The sequence below is a fragment of the Neisseria sp. CP9 genome (assembly GCF_047758525.1).
Taxonomy (GTDB): domain Bacteria; phylum Pseudomonadota; class Gammaproteobacteria; order Burkholderiales; family Neisseriaceae; genus Neisseria.
The window spans coordinates 1,684,663-1,710,113 of the sequence record NZ_CP180502.1 but is presented as its reverse complement, the minus strand read 5'-3'; the positions used below and the strand labels follow the sequence as shown (position 1 = coordinate 1,710,113).

General features: G+C 52.3%; 26 protein-coding genes. 14 read left to right on the top strand and 12 right to left on the bottom strand.

Translation table 11 applies throughout. The annotated features are described in order from the left end of the window. Positions 1-12: 12 nt before the first annotated feature. Both ACMYUL_RS08165 and ACMYUL_RS08160 read right to left on the bottom strand, forming a co-directional pair. On the bottom strand, positions 13-261 hold the full coding sequence (locus ACMYUL_RS08165) for a hypothetical protein (protein WP_003757173.1): 249 nt from the start codon (positions 259-261) through the stop codon (positions 13-15). A 293-nt stretch (positions 262-554) separates the two neighbouring features. Then, positions 555-722: an ATP-dependent DNA helicase gene (locus ACMYUL_RS08160; RefSeq protein ID WP_415769890.1), complete on the bottom strand. Its 168-nt coding sequence runs from the start codon at positions 720-722 to the stop codon at positions 555-557. Between ACMYUL_RS08160 and ACMYUL_RS08155 the strand changes: the two genes are divergently transcribed. The 3 genes from ACMYUL_RS08155 (at position 721) to ACMYUL_RS08145 (ending at position 3,382) form a co-directional block, all read left to right on the top strand. Further along, positions 721-2,136 (top strand): DEAD/DEAH box helicase, encoded by a 1,416-nt coding sequence (locus tag ACMYUL_RS08155; RefSeq protein ID WP_415769888.1) that lies wholly within the window; start codon positions 721-723, stop codon positions 2,134-2,136. The two genes, ACMYUL_RS08160 and ACMYUL_RS08155, sit on opposite strands and share 2 nt — an antisense overlap. A 95-nt stretch (positions 2,137-2,231) precedes the next feature. Then, positions 2,232-2,582: a helix-turn-helix domain-containing protein gene (locus ACMYUL_RS08150; RefSeq protein WP_415769886.1), complete on the top strand. Its 351-nt coding sequence runs from the start codon at positions 2,232-2,234 to the stop codon at positions 2,580-2,582. Continuing rightward, a complete protein-coding gene (locus tag ACMYUL_RS08145; protein ID WP_415769884.1) occupies positions 2,486-3,382 on the top strand; it encodes an IS3 family transposase in 897 nt (298 codons plus the stop codon). The genes ACMYUL_RS08150 and ACMYUL_RS08145 overlap by 97 nt, the downstream gene beginning before the upstream one ends. A 313-nt stretch (positions 3,383-3,695) precedes the next feature. Here ACMYUL_RS08145 and recG read toward each other — a convergent pair whose 3' ends face one another. After that, on the bottom strand, positions 3,696-5,738 hold the full coding sequence (gene recG / locus ACMYUL_RS08140; protein WP_415769882.1) for an ATP-dependent DNA helicase RecG: 2,043 nt from the start codon (positions 5,736-5,738) through the stop codon (positions 3,696-3,698). Positions 5,739-5,867: 129 nt separating this feature from the next. Between recG and ACMYUL_RS08135 the strand changes: the two genes are divergently transcribed. The 4 genes from ACMYUL_RS08135 to ACMYUL_RS08120 all read left to right on the top strand — a co-directional run bounded on the left by ACMYUL_RS08135 (position 5,868) and on the right by ACMYUL_RS08120 (position 10,805). Further along, positions 5,868-6,572 carry an SMI1/KNR4 family protein gene (locus ACMYUL_RS08135; protein ID WP_415769880.1) on the top strand — a complete coding sequence of 235 codons (705 nt, stop codon included), beginning with the start codon at positions 5,868-5,870 and terminating at the stop codon, positions 6,570-6,572. A 48-nt stretch (positions 6,573-6,620) separates the two neighbouring features. Then, positions 6,621-7,598: a virulence RhuM family protein gene (locus ACMYUL_RS08130; protein ID WP_415769878.1), complete on the top strand. Its 978-nt coding sequence runs from the start codon at positions 6,621-6,623 to the stop codon at positions 7,596-7,598. 49 nt (positions 7,599-7,647) lie between these two features. Beyond that, positions 7,648-8,418 (top strand): abortive infection family protein, encoded by a 771-nt coding sequence (locus tag ACMYUL_RS08125; RefSeq protein ID WP_415769876.1) that lies wholly within the window; start codon positions 7,648-7,650, stop codon positions 8,416-8,418. A gap of 116 nt (positions 8,419-8,534) precedes the next feature. Further along, complete coding sequence (locus tag ACMYUL_RS08120) at positions 8,535-10,805, top strand: Tex family protein (protein ID WP_415769874.1); 2,271 nt, start codon at positions 8,535-8,537, stop codon at positions 10,803-10,805. A 179-nt stretch (positions 10,806-10,984) separates the two neighbouring features. Here ACMYUL_RS08120 and ACMYUL_RS08115 read toward each other — a convergent pair whose 3' ends face one another. Then, positions 10,985-11,284, bottom strand: coding sequence for a hypothetical protein (locus ACMYUL_RS08115; RefSeq protein ID WP_415769872.1), 300 nt, complete (start codon positions 11,282-11,284; stop codon positions 10,985-10,987). 159 nt (positions 11,285-11,443) lie between these two features. On the opposite strand from ACMYUL_RS08115, the gene ACMYUL_RS08110 reads away from it, so the two are divergent. Then, positions 11,444-11,785 (top strand): hypothetical protein, encoded by a 342-nt coding sequence (locus tag ACMYUL_RS08110; RefSeq protein ID WP_415772924.1) that lies wholly within the window; start codon positions 11,444-11,446, stop codon positions 11,783-11,785. Between the two features lie 76 nt (positions 11,786-11,861). On the opposite strand, the gene prmA is transcribed toward ACMYUL_RS08110, so the two are convergent. From prmA to accB, 4 genes are all read right to left on the bottom strand, one after another. After that, the gene (gene prmA, locus ACMYUL_RS08105) at positions 11,862-12,749 is read right to left on the bottom strand and encodes a 50S ribosomal protein L11 methyltransferase (protein WP_415769870.1); all 888 of its coding nucleotides are present in this window, start codon (positions 12,747-12,749) and stop codon (positions 11,862-11,864) included. A gap of 451 nt (positions 12,750-13,200) precedes the next feature. Then, positions 13,201-14,562, bottom strand: coding sequence for an acetyl-CoA carboxylase biotin carboxylase subunit (gene accC, locus ACMYUL_RS08100; RefSeq protein WP_415769868.1), 1,362 nt, complete (start codon positions 14,560-14,562; stop codon positions 13,201-13,203). 35 nt (positions 14,563-14,597) lie between these two features. Further along, positions 14,598-14,789 (bottom strand): YqaE/Pmp3 family membrane protein, encoded by a 192-nt coding sequence (locus ACMYUL_RS08095; RefSeq protein WP_003741645.1) that lies wholly within the window; start codon positions 14,787-14,789, stop codon positions 14,598-14,600. A gap of 70 nt (positions 14,790-14,859) precedes the next feature. Beyond that, on the bottom strand, positions 14,860-15,321 hold the full coding sequence (accB, locus tag ACMYUL_RS08090; RefSeq protein WP_003757188.1) for an acetyl-CoA carboxylase biotin carboxyl carrier protein: 462 nt from the start codon (positions 15,319-15,321) through the stop codon (positions 14,860-14,862). Between the two features lie 376 nt (positions 15,322-15,697). On the opposite strand from accB, the gene queA reads away from it, so the two are divergent. Continuing rightward, positions 15,698-16,729: a tRNA preQ1(34) S-adenosylmethionine ribosyltransferase-isomerase QueA gene (gene queA / locus ACMYUL_RS08085; protein WP_415769865.1), complete on the top strand. Its 1,032-nt coding sequence runs from the start codon at positions 15,698-15,700 to the stop codon at positions 16,727-16,729. A 138-nt stretch (positions 16,730-16,867) separates the two neighbouring features. Here queA and ACMYUL_RS08080 read toward each other — a convergent pair whose 3' ends face one another. Further along, positions 16,868-17,488: a nuclease-related domain-containing protein gene (locus ACMYUL_RS08080; RefSeq protein ID WP_070514201.1), complete on the bottom strand. Its 621-nt coding sequence runs from the start codon at positions 17,486-17,488 to the stop codon at positions 16,868-16,870. A 797-nt stretch (positions 17,489-18,285) separates the two neighbouring features. Here ACMYUL_RS08080 and ACMYUL_RS08075 point away from each other — a divergent pair. Together ACMYUL_RS08075 and xth are read left to right on the top strand one after the other, a co-directional pair. Next, complete coding sequence (locus ACMYUL_RS08075; protein WP_003766347.1) at positions 18,286-18,567, top strand: ArsR/SmtB family transcription factor; 282 nt, start codon at positions 18,286-18,288, stop codon at positions 18,565-18,567. Between the two features lie 189 nt (positions 18,568-18,756). Beyond that, on the top strand, positions 18,757-19,527 hold the full coding sequence (gene xth / locus ACMYUL_RS08070) for an exodeoxyribonuclease III (RefSeq protein WP_070493371.1): 771 nt from the start codon (positions 18,757-18,759) through the stop codon (positions 19,525-19,527). Positions 19,528-19,629: 102 nt separating this feature from the next. On the opposite strand, the gene aat is transcribed toward xth, so the two are convergent. Together aat and fur are read right to left on the bottom strand one after the other, a co-directional pair. Further along, positions 19,630-20,355 (bottom strand): leucyl/phenylalanyl-tRNA--protein transferase, encoded by a 726-nt coding sequence (gene aat / locus ACMYUL_RS08065; protein WP_415769862.1) that lies wholly within the window; start codon positions 20,353-20,355, stop codon positions 19,630-19,632. A 120-nt stretch (positions 20,356-20,475) separates the two neighbouring features. Beyond that, on the bottom strand, positions 20,476-20,973 hold the full coding sequence (gene fur, locus ACMYUL_RS08060) for a ferric iron uptake transcriptional regulator (RefSeq protein ID WP_003766333.1): 498 nt from the start codon (positions 20,971-20,973) through the stop codon (positions 20,476-20,478). 158 nt (positions 20,974-21,131) lie between these two features. Between fur and ACMYUL_RS08055 the strand changes: the two genes are divergently transcribed. Beyond that, positions 21,132-21,515, top strand: coding sequence for an outer membrane protein assembly factor BamE (locus ACMYUL_RS08055; RefSeq protein WP_016686935.1), 384 nt, complete (start codon positions 21,132-21,134; stop codon positions 21,513-21,515). A gap of 15 nt (positions 21,516-21,530) precedes the next feature. Continuing rightward, on the top strand, positions 21,531-22,340 hold the full coding sequence (dapB, locus tag ACMYUL_RS08050) for a 4-hydroxy-tetrahydrodipicolinate reductase (protein ID WP_415769859.1): 810 nt from the start codon (positions 21,531-21,533) through the stop codon (positions 22,338-22,340). A gap of 96 nt (positions 22,341-22,436) precedes the next feature. Here the strand turns inward: dapB and ACMYUL_RS08045 are convergent, their stop codons facing one another. Further along, entirely contained in the window at positions 22,437-23,387 is a 951-nt protein-coding gene (locus tag ACMYUL_RS08045; RefSeq protein ID WP_415769857.1) for a bile acid:sodium symporter family protein, read from the bottom strand. A gap of 461 nt (positions 23,388-23,848) precedes the next feature. Here ACMYUL_RS08045 and ACMYUL_RS08040 point away from each other — a divergent pair, with 461 nt between their 5' ends. Then, positions 23,849-25,105 carry an AmpG family muropeptide MFS transporter gene (locus tag ACMYUL_RS08040; protein WP_342031816.1) on the top strand — a complete coding sequence of 419 codons (1,257 nt, stop codon included), beginning with the start codon at positions 23,849-23,851 and terminating at the stop codon, positions 25,103-25,105. The last annotated feature ends 346 nt before the right edge of the window (positions 25,106-25,451 follow it).

The window sequence follows — 25,451 nt, the reverse complement described above, 5'->3', positions numbered from 1 at the left end:
TCCTAGCTGTGCTTATTGTGCGGCAGGTGCAGAAGCAGCAGCTGCGGCTGCGCCTTCAGCGGCGCTGCGTTGGTAGCCTTTGTCTTTCATACATGCATCGAACACGGCGCGGTCTTGGTTTGCACCGGAAGCTTGTTGACATTGAGCGATTGCCTCTTCAACGCTTACGCTAGGAGTTTTAGCTTCTTCAGTAGTTTTGCTGCTAGAGCAGGCACCCAGCATCAGGCTTGCAGCGGCAACGGCGATCAATAAAGTTTTCATGTCGTATATTCCTATTGTGATTGATGGTTTACAGCGCAAATTTGCGTCTGTCTCAAAACAGAGTCTCATCAGTACGATTTAGTTTCATTTACATATGAAAGTTTTCGATAAGTTTGAACTATGACAGTAAATGCCGTCAGGAAATGATAAGCGGTTTCAAAAATTTAAGGGACATAAACGCCGCCGGCATGGCAATGTAAAAAATCCCCTTTCCACTCCGGCAACACCGCCTAATCCCAACGCCCCGACCGCCTGCCGTTGGGCGGCGCAAGGGTTTTATGGCATAATCCCGCTTACCTTTCCATACCGCAGAGACCACATCCCCACTTCTGCGGTTTGCCGTAAACCGGCCACACACTTTGCCGGCGGCATCCTACCGAACACACAATCAAAACATCCTCCCGTTTCAGACGACCCCATGCGGCATTCCGCATCCCGTCCGGACAGAAAGATACCGTCATGAATCCATTCGCCTCACTCGGGCTTGGCAGCGAAATCGTTTCCGCGCTGACCGAACAAGGTTACGAAAACCCGACGCCCATCCAAGCCGCCGCCATCCCCAAAGCACTCGCCGGCCACGACTTGCTCGCCGCCGCCCAAACCGGCACAGGCAAAACCGCCGCCTTTATGCTGCCCAGCCTAGAACGCCTCAAACGCTACGCCACTTCCAGCACCTCGCCCGCGATGCACCCCGTGCGTATGCTGGTGTTGACCCCGACGCGCGAACTCGCCGACCAAATCGACCAAAACGTGCAGGGTTACATCAAAAATCTGCCGTTGCGGCATACCGTCCTCTTCGGCGGTATCAACATGGATAAACAAACCGCCGACCTGCGCGCCGGCTGCGAAATCGTCGTCGCCACCGTCGGCAGGCTGCTTGACCACGTCAAACAGAAAAACATCAATTTAAACAAAGTCGAAATCGTCGTTCTCGACGAAGCCGACCGCATGTTGGATATGGGTTTCATCGACGACATCCGCAAAATCATGCAGATGCTGCCTAAACAACGCCAAACCCTGCTCTTTTCCGCAACGTTTGCCCCGCCCATCCGCAAACTCGCCAAAGACTTCATGAATGCGCCCGAAATCGTCGAAGTCGCCGCGCAAAACACCACCAGCGCCAATGTCGAGCAGCACATCATCGCCGTTGACGCACTCAAAAAACGCAATCTTTTAGAGCGGCTGATTGTCGATTTGCAGATGAACCAAGTCATCGTATTCTGCAAAACCAAACAAAGCGTCGACCAAGTGACCCGCGACCTCATGCGCCGCAACCTCGCCGCCCAATCCATCCACGGCGACAAATCCCAGCAAAGCCGTCTCGAAACCCTCAACGCCTTCAAAGAAGGCAGCCTGCGCGTTCTTGTTGCCACCGACGTCGCTGCACGCGGACTGGACATCGCCGAGCTGCCCTTCGTCATCAACTACGAACTGCCGACCCAGCCCGAAGACTACGTCCACCGCATCGGACGCACCGGCAGAGCAGGCGCGGACGGCGTCGCCATTTCCCTGATGGATAAAACCGAACAGAAAATGTTTGAAGCCATCAAAGAGCTGACCGGCAACGACTTGGCAGTCGAACGCATCGAAGGCTTCGAGCCGAACTGGTGGGGCGCGGACGCCGACGGCGATGCCGCCGCAGACACCCAAGCCGCCCCAACACGCAGCCGCGGCAGCGACAGAAACCGTTCCGAACGGAACAACCGCAGCGAACGCAATGAACGTAACGAGCGTAATGACCGCGGCGACAAATCCCCCCAAGCGGACAAAGCTGATCCCGGCGCCGCCTGCGGCACCATCGCCGGACGAAGCCGCCGCAGCCGCAGGGAACGCCAACCCTGCGCCCTGCTGCAACCCAATTACGGCACGAAATAAATCTGTTCTCTATAAAGTCTAAAAGGTCGTCTGAAAAAGTGAACTGCACCCCAAAAGTTGGACATCCCCTCCAACCACCAAGGTGCAGTTTTTTTATGAGCAAATATACATTACACTTTAAATACCAAGCCGTACTCCACTACCTGCATATACGCAGCCAACAGCGTACCGCAGACCACTACGGCATCTCCCGAACCCACCTGCGACGATGGATACGCGCCTATCAAGAAGGCGGCATCGGCGCACTCGAACATCCCCAATCCAAAACCATGACCGACCACCGCAAAAATCCCTTCATCGCAGATAAACCCGACCAAGAAAAAACGCAGGCAGAGCTTATTGAAGAACTGTGCTATATGCGCGCAGAGGTCGCCTACCTAAAGGAGTTAAAAGCCCTCAGCCAAAAGCGGACCGCAAAGGACAAAGCCAAACCGTCCAAACACTGAGGGCGCAACACCCGCTCAAATACCTGCTGCACATCGCAAACCTGCCCAAAAGCAGCTTTTACTACCACCACCAAGACCGACCCGACCCCGACACAGCCGACAAAGCCCTCCTCGTCGAAACCTACCGGCGGCATAAAGGACGCTACGGGCAAAGGCGCATTGCCGCAGCATTGGATTGGAACCGCAAAAAAGCAGCTCGGTTAATGAAACAGATGGGGCTGAAAGCCAAAATACGGGCGAAAAAAGCCTACCGCCATCCCGCCATGGGCGAAATATCGGAACACCTCCTCAAACGCCGGTTCACAGCCCGAAAGCCCAACGAAAAATGGCTGACCGACGTGACCGAACTCAAAGGAAAGGACGGCAAACTGTACCTCTCGCCAATCTTGGACTTGTTCAACCGAGAAATCGTCGCCTACGCCATGAGCCGCAATGCTAACAGCGAAATGGTGAAGGAAATGCTCGAAAAAGCCGCACCCCGTCTGACTGCTAAAGGAACGATGCTTCATTCGGACCAAGGTGTGCTGTACCGTACGGCGGAATATAGGAAATTGATTGCAAAACATTCCATGGTTCAAAGCATGTCGCGTAAGGCGAACTGTTGGGACAATGCGCCGATGGAAAGCTTCTTTGCGGTGTTGAAGACAGAGTGTTTCTATAACGCAGGTGAATTGACGGTAGATGAATTGATGAAGCAGATAGATGACTATATGGATTACTACAACCGGGAGCGTTGCAGTTTGAAATTGAAAAAGCTGAGTCCTGTCGCATACAGAACCCAGCTTGCACAGAGCGCCTGAATAGGCTTTTATGAGTGTCCAAGATTTGGGGGCCAGTTCAAAAGTTTTCAGACGACCTTTTTGTGTTGAACCATCTCCCTTTCCTTCAAACGCACAACAAGGGGCGCGATCATGCATCCCTTGTTCATTTATAGTGGATTAACAAAAATCAGGACAAGGCGACGAAGCCGCAGACAGTACAGATAGTACGGAACCGATTCACTTGGTGCTTCAGCACCTTAGAGAATCGTTCTCTTTGAGCTAAGGCGAGGCAACGCCGTACTGGTTTAAAGTTAATCCACTATATCCGCAGGCGAAGCCTTTTCAGACGACCTCACACACCCAAATACCCTTCCCTGCTGGCAAGCCATCTTGCCAGATGCGCTTCGACGATTTCGGGGTTTTGTTCAATCAGCATCGGAGCGATTTCGCGCGCTTGTTCCAAGAGGTGCAGGTCTTCTTCGAGGTTGGCGAAGCGCAGCATGGGGACGCCGCTTTGGCGCGCGCCGAGAAATTCGCCGGGACCGCGGATGTTGAGGTCTTGGCGGGCGATTTCGAAGCCGTCGGTGTGTTCGTAAATGACTTTCAGCCGTGCTTTGGCGAGTTCGCTCAAGGGTTCGGCAAACAGGAGGATGCACACGCTTTCTGCCGCGCCGCGCCCTACCCGTCCGCGTAATTGGTGCAGCTGCGCCAAGCCCATGCGTTCGGCGTGTTCGATCACCATCAGGGCGGCGTTGGGCACATCTACGCCGACTTCGATAACGGTGGTGGCGACCAAGACGTTCAGACGGCCTGCGGCAAACTCCGCCATGACTTCGGCTTTTTCGGCGGCCTTCATGCGCCCGTGTACCAAGCCGATGTTGAGTTCGGGCAATGCCGCCTGAAGCTGCTCGAGGGTTTCGGTAGCGGTTTGCAATTGCAGGGTTTCGCTTTCTTCAATCAGCGGGCAGACCCAGTATGCCTGCTGCCCTTTGCGGCAGATGTTGAGGACGAAGCCTTCGACTTCGGCGCGGCGGACGTTGTTGACGAGGCGGGTTTTAATCGGGGTGCGCCCGGGCGGCAATTCGTCGATGACGGACACGTCCAAGTCGGCGAAAAAACTCATGGCGAGCGTGCGCGGGATGGGGGTGGCGGACATCATCAGCTGGTGGACATCGCGCCCTTTGTTTTTGAGGGCGAGGCGTTGGGCGACGCCGAAGCGGTGTTGCTCGTCCACAATCACCAAGCCGAGATTTTGAAACTCGACGTCGTCTGAAAACAGGGCGTGTGTGCCGACGGCGATTTTGACGGTGCCGTCGGCGAGTTTGGCTTTGGCTTCGTCTTTGGCTTTTTTGCGCTGGCTGCCGGAGAGCCAGACGACTTCGAGTCCTAAAGGTTCAAGCCATTGTTTGAACTTGATGAAATGCTGTTCGGCAAGGATTTCGGTCGGCGCCATCACAGCCGCCTGCGCGCCCGATTCGATGGCGGTCAGCGCGGACAAGGCGGCGACGATGGTTTTGCCGCTGCCGACATCGCCTTGCAGCAGGCGGTGCATGGGGTGGGTTTGCGCCATGTCGCGGCGGATTTCGGATACGACTCTTTCTTGGGCATCGGTCAGGGCAAACGGCAAAGCGTGGCGCAGGGCTTGGGTCAACGTACCGTCGCCGCCCAATGCCGCCGCCGTGCCGCTGACACGCTTCTGCCGCGCCAGCCGCATGGACAACTGTTGCGCCAAAAGTTCGTCGAATTTGAGCCGCTGCCATGCAGGAAGCGCGCCGTCGGAAAGCTGGTGGATGGTGAAACTCGGTGGCGGCGAATGCAAAAGGCGCAGGCTTTCGGCGAGGTGCGGCAGTTTCAGACGACCCAATAAGGCATCGGGCAGCGTGTCATGCAGCGGCGTAACGTCCAACGCCGTCTGAATGATGCGGCGCAAAGTGGGTTGATTTAAACCGTTTACGGTCGGATAAATCGGCGTGAGGCTTTCCGCCAAACCGCTGCTCTCGGCATCGCGGATTTTGGGATGAATCATCTCATCGCCGTAAAACCCATGTTTGATCTCGCCCACGGCTCGGATGCGTTTGCCGGCCGCCATCTGTTTCTGATGGCTGGCGTAAAAGTGGATGAAGCGCAGGAAAAGGACGCTGCCGGAATCGTCGGCGATTTGGACGATAAGCTGCTTGCGCGGTTTGAACGTGACTTCCTGATGGATGACCTCGCCCTCGACCTGGCACGGCACGCCGATCGGCGCATCCTTAATCGGCATGATGTGCGTCTCATCCTCGTAACGCAGCGGCAGATGCAAAACCAAATCCCATGCGGTATGGAGGTTGAGTTTGTCGAGCTTCTTAGCGGAAACGTCGGTAATTTTGAGCTGTTTCTGGGTTTCGGGCGTCATCATGGCTTTGTCCTTTAATGGCGCGTATTTTAGCTGAAAATGTAGGAAGGGGTCGTCTGAAAGGACGTTCAGCACCAAGTTAATCCTTTATAATAGCGTGTTTTTCAGACGACCCCTGCACCAGATTACTCCATGAATTATCTGCAAAATATCGCCACCCTCTATCAACTTGCCCCCCTACCCTGCGGTCTGCCCGAATCCGAAATCACCGCTGCCGAACAACGCCTAGGCATCCGCTTCCCCGCCATGTTGCGCGAATATCTGCTCATATTGGGCGGCAGCGAGGCGGTCAATCAATCGTTTAACCGATTGTTGCCATTGGAAAAGATGGATTTTGACGGCGATTATCTGGTGCTGATGGAAGAAAACCAAGGCGTGTTTCTGTGCGGCATTGCCAGAGCCGATTTGGCGCAAGACAACCCGCCCGTCCATATCGGCTTTTACACCGATGAAACCGAAAGCTACAAATGGCAGCCGCACCTGCCCGACACCCGCACCCTACTGCTGGAACTGGCTTACACCAACGCCGCCATGGGCGGGCTGCACTACTGCGCCAACATCATGGACGAAGAATCGACAGATGCCCAAGCTGCACGTTTTATCCAACAAAACCGCACCGAAATCATAGAACTCCGCCAAAAAAACCAACGCTTCTACACCGACGGTTTTCACGAAATCATCCTGCTTTGCTTCGCCGAAAACGGCAACACAAGCGGCGTATTCATCGGCACTGCCGACCAAGACCGCTTTGACACACTGCTCGAACTGTTCGGCTGGGACAATTGGCTCTACACCTCCTACGACGATGAAGATGACGAAGAATGTGATGATGAATAAACCGGCGATATTTTTCAGACGACCTTTACCTGCAAACGGGGAAAACCCATGTCCGACATCCTGATTTACCAAACTGAAGACGGCCGCACCCAAGTAAACCTGCTGGTGCAGGAACACACCGTTTGGCTCAATCAAAGCCAACTTGCCGAACTTTTTGACACCTCCGTGCCAAACATCGCAACGCATATCAAAAATATATTGGAAGACAAAGAGTTGGATGAGAATTCAGTTATTAAGGATTTCTTAATAACTGCCGCAGACGGCAAGCAATACCAAGTCAAACACTATGCTTTGGAAATGATTCTGGCCATCGGCTTCCGAGTGCGCAGCAAACGCGGCGTGCAGTTTCGCCGTTGGGCTAACGAGGTTTTGACGGGCTATTTGGAAAAAGGCTTCGTGCTGGACGACAAACGCCTGAAAAATCCCAATGGACGCGTGGATTACTTTGACGAACTGCTGGAAAAAATCCGCGATATCCGCGCCAGCGAAATGCGGTTTTATCAAAAAGTGCGCGAACTGTTCAAACTCTCTGCCGACTACGACCCCACCGACAAAGCCACGCAGATGTTTTTCGCCCAAGCGCAAAACAAACTGATTTATGCCGTAACGCAGCAAACCGCCGCCGAACTCGTCTGCCACCGCGCCAACGGCAACGCCCCCAATATGGGGCTGACATCATGGAGCGGCGAACGTGTGCGCAAAGCCGACATCGTCATCGCCAAAAACTACCTGAACGCCGACGAAATCGACACGCTCAACCGCCTGACCGTCATCTTTCTGGAAAGTGCGGAACTACGCGCCAAAAACCGGCAAGGCCTGACGCTTGCGTTTTGGCAAAGCCGCATAGACAGCATCATCGCCGACAACGGCTTCGCCGTATTGGAAGGCAAAGGCACGCGCAGCCACAAGCAAATGGAAGCGTTTGCCGGTGAACAATACGGGCTGTTCAGGAAAAACCGTTTGGCACACATGGCGCAGCAGGCGGAAGTGGAAGATATTGCCGAATTGGAAGTGTTGAAACGATAGTTTCAGGTAGCCTGAAATAAATAAATTAAATGAACAGATAGGTATAAAAATGCAAGATTTATTAATTCAAGCGCAAAGTCTACAAAATTTATTAATTTCTCGTGCCACTGGCGGAATTACATCCGCCAACGAAAGAGAATCTAATGCACAATATTTGCAGCTAAGGCAATTATTTATCTCAAACAAAGGGTTTGAAAAATACATCCCAAGTTTTTTACTTACATGTAGGGATTTACATCAATTTTGGAATGAAGTAAAAGCACCGCGATTTGAGACATATGCGGAACGTAGGGAGTTTATTTATAAAGCATTTGAACCATTATTGAATTTTATAGAATTTAGTTATGGCAAAACTTGTCCTTCTGACGAATTAATCAACCAAGGTATTCAAAAAATCGACGCTGTTCATATAGAAAATGCTTGGAAAAAGGCTCTCGAAAGACGGATTGATGACCCAGAAGGAGCAATTACATCTGCACGAACATTGATAGAAAGTGTATGCAAATATATCTTGGATGAAGCACAAATTACTTACGATGACAGACAGGATTTACAAAAACTGTATAAACAAACAGCCGAATATCTCAATCTTGCTCCTTCACAACATACGGAAGATATTTTCAAGCAAATACTAGGTGGCTGCACTGCTATCATTGAAGGATTAGGTGCATTACGAAACCGTTTAAGCGATGCTCACGGTAAGGGAAAAATAGGTGTTAATCCCAAGCCCCGTCATGCACAATTAGCTGTTAATTTATCAGGAGCACTAGCAGTTTATTTACTTGAAACTTGGGAGCACAAAAAAAATCCTCAAAAATAACCTTTCAGGCTACCTGAAAATTTCGTTCTAACCCGAACCCAAAAAAGCAGCCTGCACTTTTCAACTTCGTTAAAACTAACGCTTTCAGGCAGCCTGCACCCATCAAAAGGAGCCCCATGAACATCACCCAAATCCTCTCTCAAGAACTCTCCGCCACTGCCGCCCAAATCACCGCCGCCGTCGAGCTTTTGGACGACGGCGCGACCGTGCCCTTTATCGCCCGCTACCGCAAGGAAGCCACGGGCGGGCTGGACGATACGCAGTTGCGCCAGCTTGCCGAGCGGCTGCAATACCTGCGCGAGTTGGAAGAGCGCAAAGCCGTTGTGTTAAAAAGCATTGAAGAGCAAGGCAAACTTTCAGACGACCTCAAGGCGCAAATCGAAGCCGCCGACAACAAAACCGCGCTGGAAGACCTGTATCTGCCCTACAAGCCCAAACGCCGCACCAAGGCGCAAATCGCGCGCGAACACGGTTTGCAGCCGCTGGCGGACGTGTTGCTTGCCGAGCAGCCGCAGGACATGGAAGCCGCCGCGCAAGGCTACCTGAACGAAAACGTCCCCGACACCAAAGCCGCGCTGGACGGCGCGCGCGCGATTCTGATGGAGCAGTTTGCCGAAGACGCGGAACTCATCGGCACGCTGCGCGACAAGCTGTGGAACGAAGCCGAAATCCACGCACAAGTCGTTGAAGGCAAAGAAACCGAAGGCGAAAAATTCAGCGATTATTTCGACCACCGCGAACCCGTCCGCGCCATGCCCAGCCACCGCGCGTTGGCGGTTTTGCGCGGCCGCAACGAAGGCGTGTTGAACATCGCGCTCAAATACCAGCCCGACGACACGCCGATTACTCAGCAAAGCGAATACGAGCAAATCATCGCCCGCCGTTTCAAGGTTTCAGACGACCACAAATGGCTGCGCGACACCGTGCGCCTGACTTGGCGCGCGAAAATCTTTTTATCGCTGGAACTTGAAGCCTTAGGCCGTCTGAAAGAAGCCGCCGACACCGACGCGATTACCGTGTTCGCCCGCAATCTCAAAGACTTGCTGCTCGCCGCGCCCGCCGGACGGCTGACCACTTTGGGTCTCGACCCCGGCTACCGCAACGGCGTGAAATGTGCCGTGGTGGACGACACGGGCAAGCTGCTGGATACCGTCATCGTCTATTTGCATCAAGAAAACAATATGTTGGCAACGCTGTCGCGCCTGATTAAACAACACGGCGTGAAGCTCATCGCCATCGGCAACGGTACCGCCAGCCGCGAAACCGACAAAATCGCGGGCGAACTGGTGCGCGGAATGCCGGAAATGGGGCTGCACAAAATCGTCGTTTCCGAAGCCGGCGCGTCGATTTATTCCGCATCCGAACTGGCGGCGCGCGAGTTCCCCGACTTGGATGTTTCCTTGCGCGGTGCGGTGTCCATCGCCCGCAGGCTGCAAGACCCGCTCGCCGAACTGGTCAAAATCGACCCGAAATCCATCGGCGTGGGCCAGTATCAGCACGACGTGAACCAAAGCCAGCTTGCCAAATCGCTGGACGCGGTGGTCGAAGACTGCGTGAACGCCGTCGGCGTGGATGTGAACACCGCCTCCGCCCCGCTCTTGGCGCGGATTTCCGGTTTGAATCAGACCCTTGCCCAAAACATCGTCGCCTACCGCGATGAAAACGGCGCGTTCGACAGCCGCAAAAAATTGCTGAAAGTGCCGCGTTTGGGCGAAAAAACCTTCGAGCAGGCGGCGGGCTTTTTGCGGATTAACGGCGGCAAAGAGCCGCTGGACGCGAGCGCCGTCCACCCCGAAGCCTATCCCGTCGTCGCCAAAATGCTGGCGCAACAAGGCATTACCGCCGCCGAACTCATCGGCAACCGCGAGCGCGTGAAGCAAATCAAAGCGTCCGACTTCACCGACGAACGCTTCGGCCTGCCGACCATTCTGGACATCTTGTCCGAGCTGGAAAAACCCGGCCGCGACCCGCGCGGCGAGTTTCAGACGGCATCATTCGCCGAAGGCATCCACGAAATCAGCGACTTGCAAGTCGGCATGATACTCGAAGGCGTGGTTTCCAACGTCGCCAACTTCGGCGCGTTCGTGGACATCGGCGTCCATCAAGACGGCTTGGTGCACATCTCCGCCCTGTCCAATAAGTTCGTCCAAGACCCGCGCGAAGTGGTGAAAGCCGGCGACGTGGTGAAAGTGAAAGTGCTGGAAGTCGATGCCGCCAGAAAACGCATCGCGCTGACCATGCGGCTGGATGACGAAGCCGGCGCAACCAAAGGCAATAGGTCGTCTGAAACCCGACATCAGGAACGCCGTGACCGCAAACCACAACGCAACGACCGCGCCCCGACCAATTCGGCAATGGCGGATGCGTTTGCGAAGTTGAAGCGGTAAGGCGGGTATCCAAAAGAGCTGCAAAATGATTTGCGGCTCTTTTTTTAAATCGAATCCACTATATTTGATGAACATGCCCAAAGTTCAAACCCTTCTGTCAAAAAAAAGCGTCAATTCAGACGACCTGAAAATGCAAAAACCGCCCCAAACAGGCGGTTTATATTGTTATTTTTAAACCATCAATAAATATTGAGCGGTAGGCTGCGATCACCCAGAATGATAGGGTCGGCAGCCACAACACCATCATTGACGATGACTGATGTCGTCTTAACGGAGCCGGTGACGGCATTGAGGTGTCCCCATATATAGACCAGCCCTATCGGGGAAGGTTGGATTCTGGTCGGTTTGCCCATCAATGCAATCACTTCTCTTTCACTCATGCCCTGCCTGATTTGCCGGGCGCTGGTCCAGCTGAAATTATTACCGAAACAGCCTGCCAATGTGACGGAAACAAGGGCAGCCAAAAACAACTTCTTCATTTATTATTCCTTTTATCATACAACAGTGTCGATTATGACATTATGCTTTAACGGCAATGCAATTGCAACCAGACGTCATAGTCGATGGCTTACCGATATAAACAGGCGTATAGTTTGAGATATTGCAAACCCATCATCACCACCCAAGGAGTCCAAACCATGAAACCTGTTTTGTTTGCCGCGCTGATTTCCTGTTTTTCTGTTGCTGCCTATGCGGCCTGTACCGACAGTCAGCAGCAGTGTGTGATTTATAAAAACGGTAATGTAGCGACTGAAGGCGGCTGTTCGATCAACAAGTGTCAGAATGCCGATGCGCAGGTATTGAAGTGGAAGCTGAAAAACGGTAAAGGCGTAACCGTGGAAATCGGGAAAAACGGCAAGGTTTTGGTGAACAAAAAACCCGGGGCGAAGGCGAACAACAGCAACGCGGCGGGCATGGGCTTGACGTGTTATGCCGCCGATGCGGACAAGCGTGAGCAGTTCTGCTCGACCAATTATTAATACAGAATTAGCATGAAAAAGGTCGTCTGAAACCTGAATCGGTTTTCAGACGACCTTTTGTTTGAACGTATCGTTATCAGCGTTTGACGCCGCTGAGCCTTGCCCAGCCTTCGTCGATTTCGGCGGGTTCGATGTCGAACCATTGGCTGTAAATACTGCTGAGTTCTTCGACTTGTTCATCCAGCAAACCGGACAACACGATGCGGCCGCCTTGTTTGGTGCGGGCGGCGAGCATTTCGCCGAGCATGCGCAGGGGGTTGGCGAGGATGTTGGCAACGACGATGTCGAATTGTCCTTGCGGTAAACCGTCGGGCAGGTAGAACTGTGCGTCGACGTTGTTTTGTGCGGCATTGTCCTTGCTGGCGCGGATGGCTTGTTCGTCAATATCGACGCCGACGGCAGAACCTGCGCCGAGCTTGAGGGCGGCGATGGTCAGGATGCCGGAGCCGCAGCCGTAGTCGAGGACGCTTTCGCCGCCTTTGAGTTGTGTGTCCAGCCACTTGAGGCAGAGGCGGGTGGTCGGATGGCTGCCGGTGCCGAAGGCAAGGCCGGGGTCGAGCTGGAGGTTGACGGCGTTGCTGTTGGGCGCTTCGTGCCAAGAGGGGGTAATCCACAGGCGTTCGGAAATTTGGATGGGGTCGAACTGCGCTTGGGTCAGGCGCACCCAGTCTTGGTCGGCAAGGATTTCGCTGGTGTATGCCAAGTCTTTCAACCCGCATGCTTGGCTGGCGGCTTGAATCATGGCTGCGGCATCGTCGTTTTCGCCGAACAAGGCGATGACTTTGCTTTGCTGCCAAATTTGTTCGGTCGGCATGCCGGGTTCGCCGAAGATGGCTTGTTCGTTTTCGGTGCCTGCGTAGGCGTCTTCGATGGCGGCGGAGAGTGCGCCGTGTTCCATCAGGGCGTCGGCGAGGCGTTCGGCGACGGCGTCGTTGACGTTGATGGTGATTTGTTGATAGGACATGGTGGGCTTTCTCGGTGGGGTCGTCTGAAATTATAGTGGATTAACTTTAAACCAGTACGGCGTTGCCTCGCCTTAGCTCAAAGAGAACGATTCTCTAAGGTGCTGAAGCACCAAGTGAATCGGTTCCGTACTATCTGTACTGTCTGCGGTTTCGTCGCCTTGTCCTGATTTAAATTTAATCCACTATAGGTAATGGCGGTCAAATACGCAATTTTGGTTGTTTGCGGTATGTTTCGGCTATTGGCGTAACAGTGTGATTGAATCGTTTTTCTGCCTGAACACGTTTTTTTCTTGCGTGAAATGGCGGCTGACAGGCTTACTCAGTCATAATTATAGGCTTGTCGGCAATCTCTGAGTACACCCGAAGTCAGGTTTCAACCTGTCTGAAAAAAGGTCGTCTGAAAGCCATGCGGTTTTTCAGACGACCTTCGACTATCCAAGCGGGACGGTTTTATTTGTCCTGTTTGGCTTTGCGTTCTTCCAGCCAGTGTTCCAGATAGTGGATGCTGACGCCGCCTTTTTCAAAACCGGGGTCGCTGAACAAATCGCGGTGCAGCGGGGTATTGGTTTTGATGCCGGTTACGGCAAGCTCGGCGAGGGCGACGCGCATTTTTGCCATTGCCTGCTCGCGGGTTTTGCCGATGACGCAGACTTTGCCGATCAGGCTGTCGTAGTACGGCGGGATGCGGTAGCCTTGGTAAATATGGCTGTCCACGCGGATGCCGAAGCCGCCGGGCAGGTGGCAGCTTTCAATCAGACCGGGGCTGGGGATGAAGTTGTACGGGTCTTCGGCATTGATGCGGCACTCGAAAGCATGGCCTTCGATGTGGATGTCTTTTTGCTTGTATTGCAAAGGCAGACCGCCGGCAATGCGGATTTGTTCCTGCACGATGTCCACGCCGGTAATCAGCTCGGTAACGGGGTGTTCGACTTGGACGCGGGTGTTCATTTCGATAAAGAAAAACTCGCCGTTTTCATACAGGAATTCAAACGTACCTGCGCCACGGTAGCCGATGCGTTTGCAGGCGTCAGTACAGGCTTTGCCGATTTTTTCGCGGGCTTTTTCGTCGATGAAGGGAGCGGGTGCTTCTTCGATGACTTTTTGGTGGCGGCGCTGCATGGAGCAATCGCGCTCGGCAAGGTAGATGGCGTTGCCGTGTTCGTCGGCGAGCACTTGGATTTCGACGTGGCGCGGGCGTTGCAGGTAACGTTCCATATAGACCATCGGATTGCCGAACGCCGCGCCTGCTTCGGCTTTGGTCATTTCGACGGATTTGATGAGGTCTTCTTTTTTCTCGACCACGCGCATACCGCGTCCGCCGCCGCCGCCCGATGCTTTGATAATCACGGGATAACCGACTTTGTCGGCAGTTTTGAGGATTTCGGCGGGATCGTCGGACAGGGCGCCGTCCGAACCGGGAACGCAAGGGACGCCCGCTTCAATCATCGCGTGTTTGGCGGAAACTTTGTCGCCCATCAGGCGGATGGTTTCGGCGCGTGGGCCGATGAAGATGAAGCCGGATTGTTCGACCTGTTCGGCAAAATTGGCATTTTCGGCAAGGAAGCCGTAGCCCGGGTGGATGGCATCCGCGCCGGTTACTTCTGCGGCGGCGATGAGGGCGGGAATATTGAGATAGCTTTGTGCGGAAGCGGCAGGGCCGATGCACACGGATTCGTCGGCAAGTTTGACGTGCAGACTGTCTTTGTCGGCTTCGGAATGCACGGCGACGGTGGCGATGCCCATTTCACGGCAGGCTCGCAGGACGCGCAGCGCGATTTCGCCTCGGTTGGCGATTAATACTTTTTTCAGCATGATGACCTTTCCTGTGGTTTCAGACGACCTGCTTGTTACCTTTTGCCCAACGCATTGCGGATTTTTTCATCGGTCTTGTATTGGCTCAATGCGTACACCGCCCACATGGCGGCAGGAATCCAGCCGATTAAGGTGAATTGGAGAATCAGGCAGATGATGCCCGCAATCGGACGGCCGATGGTGAAGAATACGGCAAAGGGCAGGAAGATGGCTAACAGCAGGCGCATGGTGGAAATCCTGAGTTGGAAAGCATTTCAGACGACCTGCCCGCAATCCGGAAGGTCGTCTGAAAACGAATTATTCGATGATGAAGAGCGGCTCGCCAAATTCCACAGGCGTACCGTTTTCCACCAGAATTTCTTTAACCGTGCCGGATTTCTCGGCTTCGATTTCGTTCATCAACTTCATCGCTTCGATGATACACAGCGTATCGCCGGCTTTGACTTGCTGACCGACTTCGACGAAGGCGGCGGCATTCGGACCGGGCGCGCGGTAGAACGTACCGACCATAGGCGATTTTTGCGCGTTGGACAGGTCGCGGGCGGCTGGGGCTGCGGGAGCGGGGGCTGCTGCGGCGGCAGGCGCGGCGGCGGGTGCAGGGGCAGGCACCGCTACTTGGGCGGGCGCGGCATAAACGGGAGCCGGAGCGGCGGTGGCGCGGGTGATGCGGACTTTTTCCTCGCCTTCGGTCACTTCGATTTCGGCGATACCTGATTCTTCTACTAAATCAATCAGTTTTTTTAACTTGCGCAAATCCATTTTCGTTCCTTTACGATACGGCCGAAATGTTGTGAAGCGGCCGTGTTTGTTGCGGGATATTTCAGAAAACAACCGGCCTGCGGCAACGGCGCAAACCGGACAGTATTTTGTTGCATAAAGGGGCATTCTCAGGAGCAGAAAACCCGTAAATGAATTTGACTATTTTCCCGAACTTGCCGACAAATGTCTAGCAAAATCTCGAAAAAAGGCGGTTTTTGAACAAAACGGGCAGATTCGGAGATTTCGTCCGAATGCGTATTTTTTCAATGAGTGTTTATTCTAATTTGTTGGTTTATGAAGGGAAAAGGTCGTCTGAAAAAAGCCAAAGTGCGTATAATGACCGCCTGACAAAATTTGTAAGCACCAAAATAAGATTATGGACATTTCCGATTTCGATTTCACCCTGCCCGACCGATTAATTGCCCAGCACCCGCCCGAAGTGCGCGGCAGCAGCCGTCTTTTGGTCGCGCTGCCCGATATGCCGCTGCAAGACCGGGCGTTCGGCGATTTGCCTGATTATATTGAGGCGGGCGACGTTTTAGTGTTCAACAACACCAAAGTCATGAAAGCGCGGCTGTTCGGGCAAAAAGAGAGCGGCGGCAAAATCGAAGCCCTGATAGAGCGCGTCTTGGACAATCACACCGCGCTGGCGCACATCCGCTCGTCCAAATCGCCCAAACCGGGCACGAAGCTGATTTTTGAAGGCGATATTTGTGCCGTCATGGTTGAGCGTGCGGACGAGCTGTTCTGCCTACGCTTTGAAGGCGAACAAACCGTTTACGAACTTTTGGAGCAAAACGGCCATTTGCCGCTGCCGCCTTATATCGAACGCGCCGCCGGCGCGGATGACGACACGCGCTATCAAACAGTCTATGCGAAACATCAGGGCGCGGTCGCTGCGCCGACGGCGGGTTTGCATTTTACAGACGAGCTTTTAGGTCGTCTGAAAGCCAAAGGCGTGGAAACGGCAGAAGTAACCTTGCACGTTGGTGCGGGAACGTTCCAGCCCGTGCGCGTGGACAAAATCGAAGAACACAAAATGCACAGCGAGTGGTTTGACGTGCCGTCCGAAACCGTCGCCGCCATCGAAGCCGCCCATGCGCGCGGAAACAAAGTTTGGGCAGTCGGCACCACTTCCATGCGCGCCCTCGAATCTGCCGCGCGCGAGACAGGTCGTCTGAAAGCCGGACAGGGCGACACGGATATTTTCATCACGCCGAGCTACCGCTTCCGCGTCATCGACCGCCTGATTACCAATTTCCACCTGCCCAAATCCACGCTTCTGATGCTCGTCAGCGCGTTTTCGGGCATGGAACACATCCGCGCGGTGTACCGCCATGCGGTCGAACATGAATACCGTTTTTTCAGCTACGGGGATGCGATGGTTTTGGGACGTTCGGAACCTTAAAAACATCTGAAGAAAAACGTCGTCTGAAAACGATTCAGACGACGTTTTGTCCTTTCTAGGTGGAAGGTTTATGAAGTGGGTAATCTGCAATACATAAAAACCGATTATGCCCAATCCGTCCAAACCGCCCCACCCTGTTCATACATGCGATTCAAACCTCTGCCGGTTGAAAACCAAATCAAATTCATAGCCTTCCAGCACTTCCCTGATTTGCTTGACTTCTTCGGGCATCAGCACGACTTCTGTATATTGTGAAATATATTCGGCAAAATCAGAGTCTTCCGTAACATTGTCCGGCATCATGGTTTGAAATTGGCAATTACCCGGAAAAACCACCACCGAAGAAAACGCCCGCGTCGGCAGGTGGAGCTTCTCGGACAAAATCCGAATGTATTGCTGATTTTTCAACAAAGGGTTCGGGAACAGTGTCTTGCTTTTGTGAAACTTATGCGTCCACATCCCATTGCCGTCGTCGCCCCAAATCCTGCCCTGATAATTCGGCGTGGCAACCACGAAAATCCCGAAACAGGACACATAAACATAATCAATCTGTTCATGCTGCCCGTCCCGATAAATATCCAAGCCGCGAAACTCATGATAGACAGATTCGTCCAAGCTGCAATCCGCACGGACATTGACGGCAAAACGGTTAATAAATTGTTTGACAGGCGTATTTTTAGACAGGCAGGTTGCCAGCGCAAATGCCGCTGCACAACCCGTCAGCACAAGACCGCCTGAAGACAGAAAGTCGGTATCCATAAATGATATTTTCCCGCAAATACTGCCGCTCCTGCATGAACAGCACTCCCCATACCCCATACAGACGGCAAAAATGTTATTTTTTATAATGTATTAGCTTATTTATAATGCTAATGTAATTTTTTATGATTATAACGCAATTTATATTATTTACAATAAAAAATACCATTTGTATAAAATTTACACCGCTTATCATTTTTTGAATCAGTCATTCTTCAGACTGACATTGCCTGACCGTTTCCATCCCTTCACTTTCCAAATCCAAAAAATCTCCTGATTATTCAATCTCAAGCATTCATCATAAATTAATCCGAAACCGACGCGCAAACCTTCAAAACCCCAATCCCACTACAAAAATAATCTGTGACATCAATCCGCCACACCTCTTTAAGTGTCGGCAAAATATCACACTCTCCGACAGCCCTTCCCTGCCTCTGTTTTCAGACGACTCCAATAATATTTCCCACCTCCCAACACAGTTCCCAAATACGACACCGCCGATAACACTTTGTATAGAAATAGTTTCTTTAGTTTTTATAAACATAAAAATAAAACAAGAACCTTTATCCACATTCCAAAAACATATTCACCCGATTCAGTTACTGCCTCAAAAGCCGGCGAAACAACAATTATTTACGATAAATTTTAACGGAGATACTCCTTTTTCACACTGCTTGCTTTATACTTACCCGATATAAACGGTTGAATTTACGGATAAACGCAAAAAGAATCGAACTCATTTTGCCCTACCGTTTCAGCCCCCAAAAACTAATCTTATTGATAAAGAAAGCCTCACTATGGAAACCAAACGTCTCTCTTCCCTTCTCAAACTCATCGCCAACCCCGACCGCATGACCATTTTGTTCATGCTGATGGACAGCGAACGCAGCATCGCCGAATTATCCGAAGCGCTCGGACAGCCTGCAACCGCCGTTTCCAACCATCTCGCGCGCCTGCGCTCCGAAGGTCTGATCGATTTCACCCGCTACCACCGCATCATCGAATACCGGCTGGTATCCGAAGAAGCCGCCGTCATCCTCGATACGTTGCGCAATTTGGAAAACCGTAAAGCCGCCTAAAGGCTGTTGAGCCTTGTTTTCTCAAACGGATTTTTGTTTCAAAACCAGCAGCCGCCAAAATCCCCTGATGTTACAATAACGTCCCGTTTACCCAACAAAGCGGTTTTGCATGAACCGCTTTTGTTTTGTCCTTATTGTGCCCGAAAAGCCCGAAACGCTTTTCAGACGACCCTCACACATGGAATCCGCATGAAAATCACCACTTGGAACGTCAATTCCCTCAACGTGCGCCTGCCTCAGGTACAAAACTGGCTTGCCGACCATCAGCCCGATGTCCTCGTTTTGCAAGAACTCAAGCTCGACCAAGACAAATTCCCCGCCGCCGCCCTGCAAATGATGGGTTGGCACAGCGTTTGGAGCGGACAAAAAACCTACAACGGCGTCGCCATCATCAGCCGCAGCGAACCGCAAGACGTACACGTCGGTCTGCCCGCCCTGCCCGACGACCCGCAACGCCGCGTCATTGCCGCAACCGTCAACGGCGTGCGCGTCATCAATGTCTATTGCGTCAACGGCGAAGCCCTCGACAGCCCGAAATTCCAATATAAAGAACAATGGTTTGCCGCTTTGACTGAATTTGTCCGCGACGAAATGACCCGCCACGAAAAACTGGTCTTGCTCGGCGACTTCAATATTGCGCCCGCCGATGCCGACTGCTACGACCCTGAAAAATGGCATGAAAAAATCCACTGCTCATCCATCGAGAGACAGTGGTTCAAAAATCTGTTGGATTTGGGCCTAACCGACAGCCTGCGCCAAATCCACCCCGAAGGCGCGTTTTACACTTGGTTTGACTATCGCGGCGCGATGTTCCAACGCAAACTCGGACTGCGCATCGACCACCAGCTTATCAGCCCCGCCCTGTCTGCTGTGTTGAAAGACGTTTATGTCGATTTGGATGCGCGCGCGCAAGAACGCCCCAGCGACCATGCGCCGGTTGTCGCTGAATTTGATTTGTAAGGCGTAATCTTTAAAAAAGGTCGTCTGAAAACCTCATTTTTGGTTTTTCAGACGACCTTTTGCTATTCGCTTCTGACTCGAAGTCGACTCTATATCCTGCCGCTAGTCCAACGTTCCACCCACTACCCTCGCGCCCAACGCTTCCTTCAAAGGCAAAGCGTTCAAGCGTTGCAAGGTCGTCTGAAATTCGGCGAACGGTATCGGTTCCGAACCGAAACGATGCATATGCAGGGTATCTTGCTGACAGTCAATCAACTCGATGCCCAATCCGGCAAGAAACGGGACAGCTCGCGCGAAGGCGATTTTGGAGGCATCCGGCTCAAGGGCAAACATGGATTCTCCGTAAAACACCCGTCCGATTTGTACGCCGTAAAAGCCGCCCGCCAGTTTCAGACGACCTGTTTCATCGGGATAGAAACATTCAAACGAATGCGCATGACCCAAGCGGTGCAGCTCGGTATAAGCGGCTTTGAATTCAGGAACAATCCATGTGCCGTCCTGACCGGGGCGCGGAAAGGCGGCGCAATGCGCAATGACGGTTTCGAAGCATTGGTTAACCGTTACCCGATAGGGTTTGTTGCGCAAGGTTTTCGCCAACGAACGCCCGATATGCAGATTTTCAGGAACGATGACAGCGCGCGGATCTATGGTGTACCAAAAAAACCAACCGTTTTCGCTGAACCAAGGAAAAATCCCCTGCCGATACGCCGACAGCAGCCGTCCCGTATCCAAATCGCGGCTGATACCGACCAAGCCGTCTCGTTCTTCCAGCGCGTAAAACGGATCGGGGAAAGTGTAATCATTAGGGTAAAGCAAAGGGATACTCATCGGAAATCCTAAAATATTTTCTGGTTCTCAGCGACACACTGTTTATGTTCCGCAAAAAATTTCAGACGACCCCAAATTCTCATCCGAGGTCGTCTGAACATCAAGCATCTTAAAACGGAATCAGCGTTTGCTCTTCGCTTGGCACTCGCCGCACACGCCGTACATATAAAGCGCATGGTCAACGATGCGGTAGCCGTTTTCTTCCGCGATTTTGTCTTGCAGGGCTTCGATTTCGGGATTGTGGAATTCCGTTACCTCGCCGCATTTCACGCAGACGATATGGTCGTGGTGGTCGCCTTTGTCCAATTCGTAAACCGCCTTGCCGGTTTCAAAATGATGGCGCTGCAAAATGCCTGCCTGCTCGAACTGGGTCAACACGCGGTAAATCGTCGCTACTCCGATTTCCACACCCTCTTCCAGCAAAATACGGTACACATCTTCGGCACTCAAATGCTCTTCAGCATGAGACTCAAACAAATCCAAGATTTTCAAACGCGGACCGGTAACCTTCAAACCGCTGTCTTTCAATTGCGCAATATTGCTGAATTTTTCCATAATATTCAATATCCCTGTAAAGTAATAGACGTTATAATACGCAATTTCAGCCCGCTTGCCCACTATTACGCCATAGCGGTTTGCAATAAAACCACAAGTTTTGTTTGCATACAAACGATAGCTGGCTGAAATTATAATCAAAGAGATGATTATCGTTTGCTTTTTCAAAAAATTCAAGCAATGATACCCTTCCACCCGAATTCGAACAGAAAGGCATATCTGTGAACAAAACCCTCTGTCTTGCCCTCGCCGCCCTCATCGGACTTTCCGCATGCAGCGCCGAACGCGTTTCCCTGTTCCCCTCTTACAAACTCAAAGTCATCCAAGGCAACGAACTTGATCCCCGCGCCGTCGTCTCCCTCCAAGCAGGCATGAGCCGCGACCAAGTCCAACTCCTGCTCGGCACCCCGCTGCTGCGCGACGCATTCCACGCTGACCGCTGGGACTACACCTTCAATACCAGCCGCAACGGCATCATCAAAGACCGCAGCAACCTCACCGTTTATTTTGAAAACGACGTCCTTGTCCGCGCAGAAGGCGACGCCATCCAAAAATCCATCGAAACCCTGCAAGCCGAACAAAGAGCAGCCCAAACCGCACAATAATCACAAGGAAAACGCATGAGCGCATTAAAAATCGCCATCGCCGGCGTCAACGGCCGCATGGGGCGCGTACTGGTTGAAGCCGTCAACAACCATCCCGACACCGTCCTCTCCGGCGCACTCGAACACTCCGGCTCCGAAGTCTTAGGCTTGGACGCAGGTTTCGCCTCCGGCATCAAAACCGGCATCGCCATTTCAGACGACGTTGATGCCGTCCTCGCCCAAAGCGACGTACTCATCGACTTCACCCGCCCCGAGCCGACCCTGAAACACCTGCAAAAATGTGTTGAAAAAGGCGTCAACATCATCATCGGCACCACCGGTTTCGACGACGCAGGCAAAGCTGCCATCCAAGCCGCAGGCGAAAAAACAGGCGTTGTCTTCGCCGCCAACTTCAGCGTCGGCGTCAACCTCACCTTCCACATCCTCGACACCGTCGCCCGCGTCCTCAACGAAGGCTACGACATCGAAATCATCGAAGGCCACCACCGCCACAAAGTCGACGCCCCCAGCGGCACCGCCCTGCGCATGGGCGAAGTCATCGCCGACGCACTCGGCCGCGACCTCAAACAATGCGCCGTTTACGGCCGCGAAGGCCACACCGGCCCGCGCGATCCATCCACCATCGGCTTTGCCACCGTCCGCGCAGGCGACATCGTCGGCGACCACACCGCCCTCTTCGCCACCGACGGCGAACGCGTCGAAATCACCCACAAAGCCAGCAGCCGCATGACCTTCTCCGCCGGTGCCGTCCGCGCAGCAGTTTGGGTCAACGGCAAAACGGGTTTGTATGATATGCAGGACGTTTTGGAATTGAAAAACCGCTAAAGCCGTTTTCATCCGCATGACAAAAAGGTCGTCTGAAAAATGTTTTTCAGACGACCTTTTGATTATTGTGCAAGGTTTGCAACCGAATACCGAAGCTTATTGCTTACGCTTATCCCACCAAGCGAATAAGTTGCCTAAGACGGTTCCCGATACGGAGTGCCAGACGCAGGCGACGGCGGTGGCAACGGCGGATTCGGCGTTACCTGGGAAGAATTTGGCACTCAGACCGGTGGCGAGACCGGCGTTTTGTACGCCGACTTCAATGGCGAGTGTACGTTTTTTGGCTGTATTCATGCCGGTCAGTGCGCCGCTGTAATAGCCAAGTATGTAGCCGCCGATATTGTGGGCAGCAATGGCGAGCACCATAACCAAGGCAGATTCGGCGAAGCGGTGACCGTGAACAGCGGCAACACCGCCGACGATGCAGGCAAATGCGACCACGGCGACAGCGGGCATAATGGCGCGTACATCTTCAAACCAGTGTTTTTTGTGCAGCAACATATTGGCGGCAGAGCCGATAACGACGGGCAACAGGGTAACGAGCAACATAAACTTGAACATGCCCCAGCCGTCCATTTCGACGGTTTGTCCGACAAGGTAAGTCATCCACAGCGGCGTCATAACGGGGGCGAGGACGGTGGAGACGGTGGTCATGCCGACTGAGAAGGCAACATCGCCTTTGGCAAGGAAACTCATGATGTTGGACGAAACACCGCCCGGGCAAGTACCGACCAAAACCAAACCCAGCGTCAATCCGGGAGATAGGTTGAAGACTTTGGCAATACCGATGGCGAGCAGCGGCATAATGGTATATTGGGCAACTGCACCAATGAAAATATCGAGCGGGCGTTTAGCCAAAATTTGATAATCTTCTTTGCCTAGAGTCATGCCCATGCCGAGCATAATGATGCCGAGTACGACGACTTGCGTGTCGCCTTTCACCCATGAAAAGGTAGCGGGTTCGATAAAGGCGACGATAGAGGCAAGGACGATAATCAGGGCGGTAAATCGGGTCATTTGCCGGCTGACGGCAGTCAGAAAGTTCATAGTTTGCTCCTTTGTAGGTTGTTATACATGACGGCGATTGCCATAATTTAACGGATATTAACTTTTCTATGCAACTCTGGCAATGATAGCGGAAGCAATCGGCAATTGAATAAATATAGTGGATTAACTTTAAATCAGGACAAGGCGACGAAGCCGCAGACAGTACAGATAGTACGGCAAGGCGAGGCAACGCCGTACTGGTTTAAAGTTAATCCACTATAAATGAATAGTCGGCACTATATTGCCGCTTGTCTCTTACTGACGGAATCTAAATTTTCAGACGACCCCATCCAGATACCAAGCAGCTCTTTGACACATATTGCGGCAATTCACGCCCTCTCATTCTCATTTGTTTTTAAACCATTACAGTAGGCAATCCCGCCCTGCTTCGCAGGATTTGTTACAATGTGCCTTTCTTTTTGTACTGCTCATCCATTATGACTGATTCCCAACCAAGCACTATGCAGCGGATTTTTTCGCGCAATATGCTGATTTGTATTTTTACGGGCTTCACATCGGGGCTGCCGCTTTATTTCCTATATAGCCTGATTCCTGCGTGGCTGCGCCTCAACGAGGTTAATTTGAAAACCATCGGGCTGTTTGCTCTGATTGGTTTTCCCTACACTTGGAAATTTATCTGGTCTCCGCTTCTGGACTCTGTACGCCTGCCGTTTTTAGGTTTGCGACGCGGTTGGATGTTGGTGATGCAGATCGCGCTTTTGCTGCTTTTGGCTGCCTATGCGTTTGTCCGCCCACAAGAACATTTGTCGATTATTTTGGGGCTGTCTTTGGTAGTAGCATTTTTTTCTGCCAGTCAGGATATTGTGATTGATGCTTTCCGTCGCGAAGTGTTGTCCGATGAAGAGTTGGTTTTAGGTAACTCGCTGTATGTGAATGCCTATCGTATTTCCTCGCTGATTCCAGCTTCATTAAGTCTGATTTTAGCCGATAGGATGCCTTGGTCATCTGTATTCGTCATTACCGCTCTATTCATGATTCCGGGTTTATTGGCTACTTTATTTGTCGCGCGAGAACCGGCACAACAACCCATCGGTGCAAAAGGCTTGAAAGATACCGTTATCGAGCCTTTCCGTGATTTCTTTACCCGTCAAAGCGTTAAACAGGCGTTGATTATTTTGGCTTTTATCGTGCTGTATAAACTGGGTGACAGTATGGCAACTGCGCTGGCAAACCCGTTTTATATCGATATGGGCTTCTCACCAACTGACATGGGCCTGATTGCGAAAAACGCGGGACTGTGGCCGGCGGTAATTTTCGGGATTATCGGCGGTATTTGGGTAACTAAGTTGGGGGTGAACCGTGCATTGTGGCTGTTCGGCTTGGTACAATGGGTCACGATTTTAGGTTTTGCATGGCTAGCAAGTTTCGGGCATTTCGAGCATGTGGGCGCATCAGAACGAACCATGCTGGCAGTCGTCATTGCTGCCGAGGCAGTGGGCGTGGGCTTGGGTACCGTGGCATTTGTGTCGTACATGGCGCAACAAACCAATACTGCATTTACAGCCACACAGTTTGCGCTACTGTCCAGCCTATCCGCCGTACCGCGTACGTTTATGAATGCGTCAGCAGGTTTTCTGATTGAAAAGATGGGCTATGTCAACTTCTTCTGGCTGTGTTTTATGTTGGGGATTCCGGGTATGTTGCTGCTGTTTAAAGTTGCGCCTTGGAACGGAGATAAAAAAGAACAATCTGCTTAAACACGACACCAAAATGAAAGGTCGTCTGAAACCAATGTATTCGGTTTCAGACGACCTTTTTTACAACGATGCAAATCAAGAATAGAGAAAACAGTCAAGCAAATATAGTGGATTAACTATAAACCAGTACGGCGTTGCCTCGCCTTAGCTCAAAGAGAACGATTCTCTAAGGTGCTGAAGCACCAAGTGAATCGGTTCCGTACTATCTGTACTGTCTGCGGCTTCGTCGCCTTGTCCTGATTTAAATTTAATCCACTATATAAGACGGCAAACCGCAGATATGCTGGACTGTCGTGGATTCAAATACAAACAAGCCAAGCCATGAGCTGCCATTTCTGGCACAGAT

Excerpts from the sequence above, each read along its gene's own strand:
- ACMYUL_RS08150 (WP_415769886.1), top strand. The coding sequence starts at position 2,232 with ATGAGCAAATATACATTACACTTTAAATACCAAGCCGTACTCCACTAC.
- accB (WP_003757188.1), bottom strand. The coding sequence starts at position 15,321 with ATGGATTTGCGCAAGTTAAAAAAACTGATTGATTTAGTAGAAGAATCA.
- recG (WP_415769882.1), bottom strand. The coding sequence starts at position 5,738 with ATGATGACGCCCGAAACCCAGAAACAGCTCAAAATTACCGACGTTTCC.
- ACMYUL_RS08160 (WP_415769890.1), bottom strand. The coding sequence starts at position 722 with ATGACGGTATCTTTCTGTCCGGACGGGATGCGGAATGCCGCATGGGGT.
- aat (WP_415769862.1), bottom strand. The coding sequence starts at position 20,355 with ATGAGTATCCCTTTGCTTTACCCTAATGATTACACTTTCCCCGATCCG.
- ACMYUL_RS08095 (WP_003741645.1), bottom strand. The coding sequence starts at position 14,789 with ATGCGCCTGCTGTTAGCCATCTTCCTGCCCTTTGCCGTATTCTTCACC.
- prmA (WP_415769870.1), bottom strand. The coding sequence starts at position 12,749 with ATGTCCTATCAACAAATCACCATCAACGTCAACGACGCCGTCGCCGAA.
- ACMYUL_RS08125 (WP_415769876.1), top strand. The coding sequence starts at position 7,648 with ATGCAAGATTTATTAATTCAAGCGCAAAGTCTACAAAATTTATTAATT.
- ACMYUL_RS08130 (WP_415769878.1), top strand. The coding sequence starts at position 6,621 with ATGTCCGACATCCTGATTTACCAAACTGAAGACGGCCGCACCCAAGTA.
- ACMYUL_RS08135 (WP_415769880.1), top strand. The coding sequence starts at position 5,868 with ATGAATTATCTGCAAAATATCGCCACCCTCTATCAACTTGCCCCCCTA.
- ACMYUL_RS08155 (WP_415769888.1), top strand. The coding sequence starts at position 721 with ATGAATCCATTCGCCTCACTCGGGCTTGGCAGCGAAATCGTTTCCGCG.
- ACMYUL_RS08040 (WP_342031816.1), top strand. The coding sequence starts at position 23,849 with ATGCAGCGGATTTTTTCGCGCAATATGCTGATTTGTATTTTTACGGGC.
- ACMYUL_RS08120 (WP_415769874.1), top strand. The coding sequence starts at position 8,535 with ATGAACATCACCCAAATCCTCTCTCAAGAACTCTCCGCCACTGCCGCC.
- dapB (WP_415769859.1), top strand. The coding sequence starts at position 21,531 with ATGAGCGCATTAAAAATCGCCATCGCCGGCGTCAACGGCCGCATGGGG.
- xth (WP_070493371.1), top strand. The coding sequence starts at position 18,757 with ATGAAAATCACCACTTGGAACGTCAATTCCCTCAACGTGCGCCTGCCT.
- ACMYUL_RS08165 (WP_003757173.1), bottom strand. The coding sequence starts at position 261 with ATGAAAACTTTATTGATCGCCGTTGCCGCTGCAAGCCTGATGCTGGGT.
- ACMYUL_RS08115 (WP_415769872.1), bottom strand. The coding sequence starts at position 11,284 with ATGAAGAAGTTGTTTTTGGCTGCCCTTGTTTCCGTCACATTGGCAGGC.
- ACMYUL_RS08080 (WP_070514201.1), bottom strand. The coding sequence starts at position 17,488 with ATGGATACCGACTTTCTGTCTTCAGGCGGTCTTGTGCTGACGGGTTGT.
- ACMYUL_RS08075 (WP_003766347.1), top strand. The coding sequence starts at position 18,286 with ATGGAAACCAAACGTCTCTCTTCCCTTCTCAAACTCATCGCCAACCCC.
- queA (WP_415769865.1), top strand. The coding sequence starts at position 15,698 with ATGGACATTTCCGATTTCGATTTCACCCTGCCCGACCGATTAATTGCC.
- ACMYUL_RS08045 (WP_415769857.1), bottom strand. The coding sequence starts at position 23,387 with ATGAACTTTCTGACTGCCGTCAGCCGGCAAATGACCCGATTTACCGCC.
- ACMYUL_RS08110 (WP_415772924.1), top strand. The coding sequence starts at position 11,444 with ATGAAACCTGTTTTGTTTGCCGCGCTGATTTCCTGTTTTTCTGTTGCT.
- accC (WP_415769868.1), bottom strand. The coding sequence starts at position 14,562 with ATGCTGAAAAAAGTATTAATCGCCAACCGAGGCGAAATCGCGCTGCGC.